We start from the raw sequence: 11,761 nt of genomic DNA on the forward strand, positions 1-11,761 counted from the left end.
CATGGACGCCCGCAAGCCTGGGCATACCGGCCCAATGGCCAGCGCACGCGCCACGGCCCGCGCCGCCGCCCGCAACGCCCTGCACCGCGTACGGACCGCCCCGGCCGCGTCCGTACGCCACTACCGCGCGCGCCACCCGCACCCGGTCGGCGCCCTCGTCCACCCGCCGCACCCCTACGCGCGCGCCCTCGGCCTGGTCGCCGTGGTGCTGCTCGGCGCCTGGCTCGGGCTGCTCGCCGTCGGCGGGGTGCGCGTCCCCGTCGGCCCGATGGACACGCAGATGACGCTGCGGCCCTCGCTCGCCGGCGGCACGAAGATCAACGTCTCCCCGCTCGGCGCCCTCGAACTCGACTCCCACAGCGCCCCGGTCCGCCTCGACGTGGACGTGGACAGCCTCGACCCGGACCGCGCCCGCGCCCTCGTCGACCACCCCGAGCGCATCGCGGGCCTGCAGGACGAGGTCACCCGCGACGTCCAGGCGGGCGCCCTCGACCTCGCGCTCCGCTCCTGCGTCGCGGTCGTGCTCGGCGCCGCCGCCCTCGGCCTCGCCGTCTACCGCAGGCCGCGCCCCGCCCTCGCCGCCGGCGGCACCGCGCTCGCCCTGCTCGTGGTCTGCGGCGGCGCCGCCCTGGCCACCTGGAACCCCAAATCGGTCCTGGAGCCCCGGTTCTCCGGACTGCTCTCCTCCGCCCCGTCCGTGGTCGGCAACGCCCGCAACATCGTCAGCGAATTCGACGCGTACCAGAAGGAGTTGGCCCGCCTGGTCACCAACGTCACCAAGCTCTACGACGCCACCTCCACGCTCCCCACCTACGCCCCCGACCCGTCCACGGTCCGCGTCCTGCACGTCTCCGACATCCACCTCAACCCCGCGAGCTGGCACATCATCGCCTCACTCGTGGAGCAGTACGAGATCGACGTGATCGTCGACTCCGGCGACACCATGGACCACGGCACCGCCGCCGAGAACGGCTTCCTCGACCCGATCGAGGACCTGGGCGCCCCCTACGTCTGGGTGCGCGGCAACCACGACTCCATGACGACCCAGCGCCACCTGGAGCGCCTGAAGAACGTGCACGTCCTGGACCAGGGCCGCACCGTGCGCGTCGGCGGCCTCCGCATCGCGGGCATCGGCGACCCGCAGTTCACCCCGGACCGCTCCGTCGTCGCCCGCGGCGACCCGGCCGAGCGCACGGCGGGCGGCTACCTCGCCGGGTCCCTGCGCGCCCAGCGGGCCCTGGGCGCGCCCGTGGACATCGCCGTCGCGCACAACCCGGTCGCGGCCCGGCAGACCGACGGCCTGGTGCCGCTGGTCCTCGCCGGGCACGTCCACCACCCGAAGACGGAGCAGCTCCCCCGCGGCACCCGGCTGCGCATCGAGGGCTCCACCGGCGGCAGCGGCCTGCGCGCCGTCGAGGGCGCGGAACCCGACCCGGTCTCCGCGTCGATCCTGTACCTCGACCGGACCACCAAGCGCCTGCAGGCCTGGGACCAGATCGCCCTCGGCGGACTCGGCCTCACCACGGCGGAGGTCAGCCGGCACGTGCCGGAGGAGAACGAGCCCGGCACGACGCCCACGCCGCCGGACGACCTCACATCTTTTCGGTTTGGTCGAGGTCCAAACGCCGTAGTACAGTCTGGGCGTGCCCAACGGCACCGGTCAGGGCTTGACCGTCCAGAACTCTGCAAGGAGCGAAGGAGAAGCGGAACCCTCTGGGGGAAGCGGAGTCACATGCTTCTCACGTCCCCTGGACGCGCAGACGAAGCAGAGCTGTAACCAGTAGTTCCGCCCTCATCGTCTAGTGGCCCAGGACGCCGCCCTTTCAAGGCGGTAGCACGGGTTCGAATCCCGTTGGGGGCACGCACCACCCTGTGCGACACTTAGTCGCGCAACAGCTTGGTCCTGTGGAGCAGTTTGGAGTGCTCGCCACCCTGTCAAGGTGGAGGCCGCGGGTTCAAATCCCGTCAGGACCGCTGAGATTCCTCGCGAATCTCGTGGCTGGGTAGCTCAGTTGGTACGAGCGTCCGCCTGAAAAGCGGAAGGTCGCCGGTTCGACCCCGGCCCCAGCCACAAAAGAAGCCCCCGTCTCCGGACGGGGGCTTCAGTGTTTTCCGGACGCGACGGCCCCGACGGGACGCGACAGACCAGCCCGTACGCCAACGCCGTACGCCAACGCCCGCCCCGCCGACCGGACATGGACGGACGGCGAGGCGGGCGCCAGAGTTCAGCTCTCCCGTTCCACCGCCTTGCCCCGTACCTCCCGGCGCCGCCAGGCACGTACCCCGAAGAACGTCGCCGTCACGGCCACCGCCGTGAGGACCAGGACCGTGTCCGAGACCCGCTCGCCGAGACCCCGGGCCCACTGCTCGACCGCGAACGAATCGTCCACGTCCAGGATTCCGGGCAGGGCCGTCGTGCCGTCGAAGGCCAGGAACAGCGTGCCGAGCGCGATGAAGAACAGGCCCGACAGGGTCGAGGTCGTATGCAGCTCGAAGCGGCCCACGCGGAACGTGCGGCCGCGCAGCCAGCGACGCCGGCCCAGGTCGAACCGCTCCCAGAGCAGCGCCAGAAGGAACAGCGGGACCGCCATGCCGAGGGCGTACACCGCGAGCAGCGCACCCCCGTACCCCGGATTGCCGCCCAGGGCCGCGACCGTGAGGACGCTGCCGAGGATCGGGCCCGCACAGAAGCCCGCCAGGCCGTAGACCGCGCCCAGGGCGTACACCGACAGGGCCGTGGTCGGGCGGATGCGGCCGGAGAGCTCGGACATCTTCCGGGACGCGAAGCCCATGCCGAGCAGCTGCAGCACGCCGAGCACGATGATCAGCCAGCCGCCGACGAGGACCAGCAGATCCCGGTTGCCGTAGAAGAACCGCCCCGCGAACGAGCCCGCCGCGCCCAGCGGGACCAGGGTGGTGGCCAGGCCCAGGTAGAAGATCCCGGTACGGGCCAGGAGCCGGGACGAGCTGTCGATCGAGTACGCGAAGAACGCCGGCAGGAGCAGCGCGCTGCACGGGCTGAGCAGCGCGAGCAGCCCGCCCAGGAACGCGGCGAGATAGCCGATGTCGCCGGTCACTCGCCCTCGCCCTTCCGGTCAGCCGTCGCCGCCGCCTGCTCGATGGCCTGCTCGAAGGTCTCCGCCGGCTGGGCGCCCGCCAGCGGACGGCCGTTGATCAGGAAGGACGGGGTGGAGGTGGCGCCCAGCTTGTACGCCTCCTCGGTGTCCTCGGCGACGGCTTTCCTCGCCGCGTTGCTGTCGAGGTCCTTCGCGAAGCGGTCGAGGTCGGCGACTCCGGCCTCCTCGGCGAGCGCGGTCAAGCGGTTGGCCTTGAAGCCCTTCTCCTTCGCGCCGTCCGCGTACGCCGCCTCGTGGAACTGCCAGAAGCGGCCCTGCTGTCCGGCCGCCCAGGCGCCGCGCGCGGCGGCCTCCGACTCGGCGCCGAAGATCGGGAAGTTGCGCCACTCGATGCGCAGCGTGCCGTTGTCGACGTACTTCTTCACGAGGCCCGGCTCGGTGTCGCGGGCGAACTTGCCGCAGAAGCCGCACTTGAAGTCCGCGTACTCGACGAGGACGACCGGGGCGTCCGCCCGGCCCTGCGCGAGCGGGTCCTTCGCGTCGCGGCGGGCCAGCTTCTCCAGCTCCGGGTAGACGCCTTCCTGCGGGTCGGTGGATACGTCGGCTACGGGGGTGTCGCCCGCGCTGTCCTTGCCTGCGCCGGAGCCCGGCTTGGTCGCGGTGTACGAGAAGACGCCGAGGAGCAGCGCGGCCACGAGGACGGCCGCGCCGATCGCGATGCCGCGGCCCTTGCCGGCGGCGGGGGACGTGTTCTTTGACGTGGGGGCCATGGGTGTTCAGGTCTCCTGGTGGTACGGGTCGAGAAGCTTCGGGAGTCGACGGTCAGCGCGCGGGCGTCGCCGGGCACGCCACCTCGCCGGCGAGCCGGCGGACCGTGGCGACGGCGAGCAGTGCGAGCGAGGCGACCGCGAGCACGGGCTGCAGCGGCGCCCAGACGGTGAGCGCGCCGGAGGTGCCGAGGGCGAGCAGCACGAGCTTGTTGCAGACGGGGCAGCCGATGGCGAGGAACGAGAGCAGTGCGCCGGCGGAGCCGAGCCGCGAGACGCGGTCACCGTCCTCGCCAGGGCGGTCACCGTCCTCGTCCTGGCGGTCGTCGCCGTCCTCGTCCCGGGTGCGCTCCGCGCCCGTGCGGACGTACGTCGCGAGCAGCAGTCCGGCGAGCAACGCGGAGGCCACGAGCACCGGGTAGCTCCACCACTCGGGCGGGATCTCGCGGCCGAAGAACGGGTTGGGCACGAGGGCCGTCGGCAGGCCGAGCAGCACTCCGCTGAGCAGAGCCGCGCCGAGCGCCACGGACCAGCGCGCCGCCGGCCAGAGGGCGGGGGCGCGCAGTGCGAGCCGCAGATTCATGCGGGGTTTTCTCCTGTCCTGGGCGTGTGGGTGAGGGCCGGAGACAGGGCCTTCTACACGCGCAGTACGGAGAGTTCGACGGGGGACGGCGGGTCCCGGGGCGGTGGGCCGCGGTCGGGTGCGAGGCGGGCGAAGCGGCCGTCGGCCGTCCAGTCGCCGGAGGCGCTCTGCTCGTAGGAGAGCGTGGACTGGAGCTGTTCGTGGGCGGCCGCGCCGCGGTTCGGGGCGGCGGGCTGGCCGTCCCGGTCCTTCTTCTTGCCGCAGCCGGTGCCGTCGCCCGCGCCCGGATGACCCGGGTCACCGTCGGGAAGCGAGGCCTCCGGGACCCCGACCCGCACCGACTGGGCGGGCGCGGCGGCGGCCGTGCTCGCCGGGGCACAGCTGAGGCCGAGGGTGAGCACCGCCAGGAGCACGCCCAGGAACAGCGTCACCGTGGAGCGGCGACGGCGGGCGGGCTCTGGCGACATGGCTCCATACTGCACCACCCGGACAGAGGGGACAGAAATGCGTTCGCCAGTGCCGACAGACGGGTGAGATCCTGGAGTTCGTATGTCTACTTCCTATGCCGAACTCGCCCGGCTCCTCGACGAGGCCTCGCTCCGCGACGCGCACCGTTTGGGCCGTCGCCTCGAAGGCAGCCGTAAGATCCGCAGGCCCGAGGCGCGGCAGTCCGTCCTCGACGAGATCGCGGCCGAGGCGGAGAAGTCCGCCGCGCGGATACGGGAGCGGCGTGCGGCCCTGCCGCCGGTCACGTACCCCGAGCAGCTGCCGGTCAGCCAGAAGAAGGACGAGATCCTCGCGGCGATCCGGGACCACCAGGTCGTGATCGTCGCCGGTGAGACCGGTTCCGGGAAGACCACGCAGATCCCGAAGATCTGCATGGAGCTCGGGCGTGGCGCCCGCGGCATGATCGGCCACACGCAGCCCCGCCGGATCGCGGCGCGCACGGTCGCCGAGCGCGTGGCCGACGAGCTGGACACCCCGCTCGGCGAGACGGTCGGCTGGAAGGTCCGCTTCACCGACCAGGTCGGCGGCGACACGTTTCTGAAGCTGATGACGGACGGCATCCTGCTCGCCGAGATCCAGACGGACCGCGAGCTGCGCGCGTACGACACGATCATCATCGACGAGGCGCACGAGCGGTCCCTGAACATCGACTTCCTGCTCGGCTACCTCGCCCAGCTGCTGCCGAAGCGCCCGGACCTGAAGGTCGTCATCACCTCGGCGACGATCGACCCGGAACGCTTCAGCCGGCACTTCGGGGACGCCCCGATCGTCGAGGTCAGCGGCCGTACGTACCCGGTGGAGGTCCGCTACCGCCCGCTGCTCGAAGAGGACAGCGACGACTCCGACCGCGACCAGATCACCGCGATCACGGACGCCGTCGAGGAGCTCCAGAAGGAGGGCGACAGCGGCGATATTCTCGTATTCCTCTCCGGCGAGCGCGAGATCCGCGACACCGCGGACGCCCTGGAGAAGAAGAAGTACCGCTTCACGGAAGTCCTCCCCCTCTACGCGCGCCTGTCGCACGCCGAGCAGCACCGCGTCTTCCAGCAGCACACGGGCAGAAGGATCGTCCTCGCGACGAACGTCGCGGAGACCTCCCTCACGGTCCCCGGCATCAAGTACGTGATCGACCCGGGCAACGCCCGCATCTCCCGCTACAGCCACCGGACGAAGGTGCAGCGGCTGCCCATCGAGGCGATCAGCCAGGCCAGCGCCAACCAGCGCAAGGGCCGCTGCGGTCGTACGTCGGACGGCATCTGCATCCGGCTCTACAGCGAGGACGACTTCGACGCCCGCCCGGAGTTCACGGACGCGGAGATCCTCCGTACGAACCTGGCGAGCGTCATCCTGCAGATGACCGCGGCCGGCCTCGGCGACATCGAGAAGTTCCCGTTCATCGACCCGCCGGACCACCGCAACATCCGCGACGGCGTCCAACTCCTCACAGAGCTGGGCGCGTTGGACCCCAAGCAGAAGGACGTACGCAAGCGGCTCACGCAGTCCGGCCGCAAGCTCGCCCAGCTGCCCGTCGACCCGCGCCTGGCCCGGATGGTCCTGGAGGCGGACAAGAACGGCTGTGTGCGCGAGGTCATGGTGATCGCGGCCGCGCTCTCCATCCAGGACCCGCGCGAGCGCCCGGCCGAGAAGCAGGCGCAGGCGGACCAGCAGCACGCCCGCTTCAAGGACGAGACCAGCGACTTCCTCGCGTATCTGAACCTGTGGCGGTATGTGCGCGAGCAGCAGAAGGAGCGCGGCTCCAGCTCGTTCCGCCGGATGTGCAAGCAGGAGTACCTGAACTTCCTGCGGATCCGCGAGTGGCAGGACATCTACCACCAGCTCCGCACGGTCGCGAAGCAGATGGGCATCCACCTCAACGAGGACGACGCGCCGGACCAGCAGGTGCACATCTCCCTCCTCGCCGGTCTGCTCTCGCACATCGGCATGAAGACTGCATCTGACAGCGGCTCCGCCGCGGGGAAGGAGTCCAAGGAGAGCGACCCGAAGCAGCGCGGCGGGCGGAACGAGTATCTGGGCGCCCGGAACGCCAAGTTCGCGGTCTTCCCCGGCTCCGCCCTGTTCAAGAAGCCGCCGCGGTTCATCATGTCCGCCGAGCTGGTGGAGACCTCCCGCCTCTGGGCCCGGGTCAACGCGAAGATCGAGCCGGAGTGGATCGAGCCGCTCGCCGAGCACCTCCTGAAGCGCACGTACTCCGAGCCGCACTGGGAGAAGGACCAGGCGGCGGTGATGGCGTACGAGAAGGTCACGCTGTACGGCGTCCCGATCGTGGCGCAGCGCAAGGTGAACTACGGGCGCATCGACCCCGAGGTCTCCCGCGAGCTGTTCATCCGCAACGCCCTGGTCGAGGGCGACTGGCGCACACACCACAAGTTCTACGCGGACAACCGCAAACTCCTCACCGAGGTCGAGGAGTTGGAGCACCGCGCCCGCCGCCGCGACATCATGGTCGACGACGACACGCTCTTCGACTTCTACGAGCAGCGCATCCCCGAACACGTGGTGTCGGGCGCGCACTTCGACTCCTGGTGGAAGCACAAGAAGCGGGATGAGCCCGAACTCCTCGACTTCGAGCGGTCGATGCTGATCCGCGAGTCGGCCGAGGCGGTCACCAAGGCCGACTACCCGGACTCCTGGCGTCAGGGCGCGCTGAAGTTCCGCGTGACGTACCAGTTCGAGCCGGGCGCGGACGCCGACGGTGTCACGGTCCACGTCCCGCTCCAGGTCCTCAACCAGGTCACGGACGAGGGCTTCGACTGGCAGATCCCCGGTCTGCGCGAGGACGTGGTGACCGAGCTGATCCGCTCGCTGCCCAAGCCCATCCGCCGCAACTACGTCCCCGCGCCCAACTTCGCGAAGGCCTTCCTGGAGCGGGCGACGCCGCTGCAGGAGCCGCTTCCCGTCACGCTCGCGCGGGAGCTGAAGGGCATGGTCGGCGTCCCCGTGGCGGCGGACGACTTCGATCTGTCGCGCGTACCGGACCACTTGAAGATCACGTTCCGGATCGTCGACGAGCGACGCCGCAAGCTCGCCGAGGACAAGGACCTGGAAGCGCTCAAGCTGAAGCTGAAGCCCAAGGCCCGCAAGGCGATCTCGCAGGCCGCTGCGGCCACCGCGGAGCGCTCCGGCGGCGAGTCCGTGGAGCGCACGGGCCTCACCGACTGGACGATCGGCACGCTCCAGCGCGTCTTCGAGACCCGGCGGGCGGGCCAGCCGGTCAAGGCCTACCCGGCGCTCGTCGACGAGGGCGCCACCGTCGCCGTACGCCTCTTCGACACCGAGGCCGAGCAGCTGGAGTCGATGTGGCAGGGCACGCGGCGCCTGATCCTGCTCAACATCCCCGTGAACGCGGCCAAGTTCGCCACCGGCAAGCTCACCAACCAGCAGAAGCTCACCCTCTCCGCCAACCCGCACGGCTCCATCCAGGCCCTGGTGGAGGACTGCGCCACGGCCGCCGCGGACAAGCTGATCGCCGACTTCGGCGGCCCGGCCTGGGACGAGGCGTCCTACCGCGCGCTGTACGAGAAGGTCCGCGCCGACCTCGTCGACGCCACCGTGCACACGGTCGGCCAGGTCCAGCAGGTCCTCGCCACCTGGCAGGCCTGTGAGCGCCGCCTGAAGTCCACCAACTCCCCGGCGCTCCTGGCCAACCTCACGGACGTACGCACGCAACTGGACGCCCTGGTCAGGCCCGGCTTCGTCACGGCGACGGGGCTGCGCCGGCTGCCGGACCTGATGCGGTACCTGACGGCCGCGGACCGCCGGCTGCAGCAGATGCCGACGAACGTGCAGCGGGACACCACGCGCATGCACAAGGTCCACGAGATGCAGGACGAATACGCCTGGCTCCTCGAGCAGTTGCCGCAGGGCCGCCCGGTCCCGCAGAACGTGCGGGACATCCGCTGGATGCTGGAGGAGCTGCGGGTCAGCTACTTCGCGCACGCGCTCGGCACGGCGTATCCGATCTCGGACAAGCGGATCGTGAAGGCCGTGGACGCGGCGGCGCCGTAGCGAAAAGGGGTGCGACCGTGGCGAAAAGGGCGTGACGGGCCGCTCACGGAGAGCGAGTTCGACCCTGGCCAGCTGCTGCTGTAGAGTCTCTTCTCGCAGCGCAACGCACTGATCAAGCGCCGCAACACCTGGTCCTGTGGAGCAGTTTGGAGTGCTCGCCACCCTGTCAAGGTGGAGGCCGCGGGTTCAAATCCCGTCAGGACCGCACAGATTCGAAGCCCGCATCCGTCGGATGCGGGCTTCGGTGCGTCTTGACTCCGTCAGCCGCCGCCGGTACTCACACACCAAGGGGTGGACGGGGCGAGGAGGTCGCACATGCGGGCGTCCCCACGGCGACATGAGACACGGGCACTGCTGCGGGCCCATCTGGCCGCGGTCTCCGGCAACGGCTCCGGCTATCGCCATCTGACGCGCCACTGCCCGATCTGCCATCGCCTCCTGCGGCTCGCGATGGAACCGCCGCCGCGACCTCTGAGCGAGCGTCAGAAGCCGCTGGAGGCCCCTCAGGCCACAGAGGACGAGAGTCCCGCCTCCGCATGACCTATGCCACCCCACAGACGCCCGCCGCAGTGGCACGCTGGGCACGGAGGGACCGTACGGCCGGAGCGCCGGTTCGGGTGATCTCCCTTAGCGCAGAAGCGACTTGAGGAACAAGCTGCGCCTCATGTGACGGGTGTCACCGAACTGGTTTTGGAAACGCCGGGACTTACACCCTCCCTACAAAGGGTCAATTTAATATGTGCAATTGCACTACCCTCCGAGGCCTGTTGCACGGTCCGTCGAGGCTCTCCCCAAAGATCTCCGGGGGTGGGCCCGAGGCACTTCCGACGGACTCCCACAGACCCCCTCAGGCTCCAACACGACGCGCCCGACCAGGTGTTCAGGGATCAACATCGGAGCCACCGCTCCCGTCCCGCCCCGCTTTGTGGGCACAAAAAAGATCGCGCTGGACCCGGCGGAGTCCAGCGCGATCGACGACGTACCCATGATGCTCGGGCGCGGAGCCTGTTGGGGCAGGCTCCCGTCATATGGAGCTGTTTCGGGCGGTTTTCGGGTTGGGGGACCCTGAACTGCCCGGTAATGCAGTGCTAGGCGGTGTTTCAGGCCTCGCTGCGCTGCTGCGGGATCCCCGCAAGAAGCGCGCGGACCTCAGCCTCGCGGTAACGGCGGTGCCCACCCAGGGTGCGGATGGACGTGAGCTTGCCGGCCTTCGCCCAGCGCGTGACCGTCTTCGGGTCGACGCGGAACATCGTGGCGACCTCAGCCGGGGTCAGCAGCGGCTCGGCATCAGGGGTGCGAGCGGTCATGAGCGGCCTCCTCGGGTGAACCGAAGCTTCTCGGTTCATTCCTCTAAATTCTGCACCTTGACCCACGTTGCCCGAAATGGGAGACGCGGGTCGAGTCGGTTATAGGACGAACGGCTTGTCCTCGGCACTACAACTACACCATCTGTCCAGCCGCGTCGGCCAAACCGATGGAATTGCCCTCTCAGGTGTCCATCAGCGGCGGAAGCCAATGGACCGTGCCATAGCGGACAGTCACGCCACTGTGACGATCAGTCACAGGGTGATCAGCAGTCATCAGGCCCCCCATAGAGTGCAATGCCAAGCACTCCGCCCATAATTGGACGGAAGGAGCCCTCCCCGGACTCCTTGTCCTATTTTGGCACGAGGGTAGGGGAAGAGGGCAAGGGCGATGTAAGTGCGGTCCGTCACGCTTGAGACAAAAGCCCGGATCGGGACCTACGTCCTCGCGGTCCTCCGACGATAGACCCACTTCACCCGAGGCATTGGCCCCGAAGGGTCCGCTTCGTCAGGATAACTACTAGCTCGCGAACTGCCGTTCGCGGACCGCGCGCCACCGTTCCACGAGCCGCGCATAGGCCTCGCCGGCCCGGACCCCGTCCCCGTCACGCAGCGCCTCGACGCCCTCCGCGACATCCGCCGCCGAGTGGTCCGCATCGAGCCGGTCGGCCGGAAGAGCGTGCACGAGCCCGCCGTAGTCGAGCTCGACCAGCGAACGGGGGTGGAACTCCTCAAGCCAACGCCCCACATCTACCAGGCCGTCGATCAACGCCCCCTCGTCCAGGGCGTCCCGCAGCGCCTTCAGGGCCCGCGCGAGCCGGCGCCGCGCCTGCACCATCGGCGTCCGGTACCGCAGCGCCGGCGCCCCGGCCTCGGTGGCGGGGTCCCCCGACCCCTTCTCGTAACTCCGCTCCTCGTCGGCGAAGAGCGCGAACCAGTGCAGCGGCACCTGCCAGGTTCCCGTGCGGATCCAGGGGCGGGCGTCGGGGTTGCGCTCGCGCCACTCCTCGTAGTCCGCGCTCGCCTGCAGCCGGACCACCGGCGGCAGGACCGCGTCGAGCACCGGCAGCGGCAGCTCCTCGGCAAGATCGCCGAGCGCCTGCCAGCCGCGCAGCCGCGTCCGCCAGGGACAGACGCAGAGCACCCCGTCCACGTACGTCACGAACGCGTCCGCACTCTCGTGCGCCGGCACCGGCATCGGCGGCGTGGGCAGCAGGTCACCGAGGGAGCGACGGAGTTCGACCTGGTACGTCGGACGCTCCGGGCGCTCCGCGTAGCGCGCCCAGTGGCTGCGCTCAGGCTCGGGAAACGCGGCGAGCGGCTCGTACACGCGCAGGTACGAGGCGTAGGGGACGCAGAGCGATGCGGGCGGGGTCGCTTCGGGCACGTTTCGCTCCCTCCCCTCACGACAGCCGGGAAAACCCTGCCGATCGTCCCATGTGCGGGCGCACCATGGAGTGATCCACGACACTGCCTCCCTGGAGTGCCATGACAGGT

General features: G+C 70.0%; 9 protein-coding genes and 4 tRNA genes. 7 read left to right on the plus strand and 6 right to left on the minus strand.

Features of this window, described 5'->3' with window-relative positions:
• The first annotated feature begins 34 nt into the window (after positions 1-34).
• The 4 genes from QIS96_RS01970 (at position 35) to QIS96_RS01985 (ending at position 2,071) form a co-directional block, all read left to right on the plus strand.
• On the plus strand, positions 35-1,777 hold the full coding sequence (locus QIS96_RS01970; protein ID WP_282540567.1) for a metallophosphoesterase: 1,743 nt from the start codon (positions 35-37) through the stop codon (positions 1,775-1,777).
• 11 nt (positions 1,778-1,788) lie between these two features.
• Positions 1,789-1,861, plus strand: a tRNA-Glu gene (locus QIS96_RS01975).
• Positions 1,862-1,899: 38 nt separating this feature from the next.
• Positions 1,900-1,974: transfer RNA gene (locus QIS96_RS01980), tRNA-Asp, on the plus strand.
• Between the two features lie 23 nt (positions 1,975-1,997).
• Positions 1,998-2,071: transfer RNA gene (locus tag QIS96_RS01985), tRNA-Phe, on the plus strand.
• A gap of 154 nt (positions 2,072-2,225) precedes the next feature.
• On the opposite strand, the gene QIS96_RS01990 is transcribed toward QIS96_RS01985, so the two are convergent.
• From QIS96_RS01990 to QIS96_RS02005, 4 genes are read right to left on the minus strand one after another with little or no spacing between them, the layout of a single operon-like run.
• Entirely contained in the window at positions 2,226-3,077 is an 852-nt protein-coding gene (locus tag QIS96_RS01990) for a cytochrome c biogenesis CcdA family protein (RefSeq protein WP_282540568.1), read from the minus strand.
• Positions 3,074-3,847 (minus strand): DsbA family protein, encoded by a 774-nt coding sequence (locus QIS96_RS01995; RefSeq protein ID WP_282540569.1) that lies wholly within the window; start codon positions 3,845-3,847, stop codon positions 3,074-3,076. Before QIS96_RS01995 ends, QIS96_RS01990 begins: the two co-directional genes overlap by 4 nt.
• A gap of 52 nt (positions 3,848-3,899) precedes the next feature.
• Positions 3,900-4,427, minus strand: coding sequence for a hypothetical protein (locus QIS96_RS02000; RefSeq protein ID WP_282540570.1), 528 nt, complete (start codon positions 4,425-4,427; stop codon positions 3,900-3,902).
• Between the two features lie 53 nt (positions 4,428-4,480).
• Complete coding sequence (locus QIS96_RS02005; protein WP_282540571.1) at positions 4,481-4,894, minus strand: hypothetical protein; 414 nt, start codon at positions 4,892-4,894, stop codon at positions 4,481-4,483.
• Positions 4,895-4,976: 82 nt separating this feature from the next.
• On the opposite strand from QIS96_RS02005, the gene hrpA reads away from it, so the two are divergent.
• The 3 genes from hrpA to QIS96_RS02020 all read left to right on the plus strand — a co-directional run bounded on the left by hrpA (position 4,977) and on the right by QIS96_RS02020 (position 9,500).
• A complete protein-coding gene (gene hrpA / locus QIS96_RS02010; RefSeq protein ID WP_282540572.1) occupies positions 4,977-8,960 on the plus strand; it encodes an ATP-dependent RNA helicase HrpA in 3,984 nt (1,327 codons plus the stop codon).
• Positions 8,961-9,090: 130 nt separating this feature from the next.
• Positions 9,091-9,165: transfer RNA gene (locus QIS96_RS02015), tRNA-Asp, on the plus strand.
• A gap of 110 nt (positions 9,166-9,275) precedes the next feature.
• Positions 9,276-9,500, plus strand: a complete 225-nt coding sequence (locus tag QIS96_RS02020) for a DUF6274 family protein (RefSeq protein ID WP_282540573.1) — start codon at positions 9,276-9,278, stop codon at positions 9,498-9,500.
• Between the two features lie 560 nt (positions 9,501-10,060).
• Here QIS96_RS02020 and bldC read toward each other — a convergent pair.
• Both bldC and QIS96_RS02030 read right to left on the minus strand, forming a co-directional pair.
• Positions 10,061-10,267 (minus strand): developmental transcriptional regulator BldC, encoded by a 207-nt coding sequence (gene bldC / locus QIS96_RS02025; RefSeq protein WP_003949541.1) that lies wholly within the window; start codon positions 10,265-10,267, stop codon positions 10,061-10,063.
• A 517-nt stretch (positions 10,268-10,784) separates the two neighbouring features.
• Positions 10,785-11,651 (minus strand): hypothetical protein, encoded by an 867-nt coding sequence (locus tag QIS96_RS02030; RefSeq protein ID WP_282540574.1) that lies wholly within the window; start codon positions 11,649-11,651, stop codon positions 10,785-10,787.
• Positions 11,652-11,761 lie beyond the last annotated feature (110 nt).

Origin of the sequence: Streptomyces cavernicola (assembly GCF_029968035.1) — a bacterium.
GTDB classification, from domain to species: domain Bacteria; phylum Actinomycetota; class Actinomycetes; order Streptomycetales; family Streptomycetaceae; genus Streptomyces; species Streptomyces cavernicola.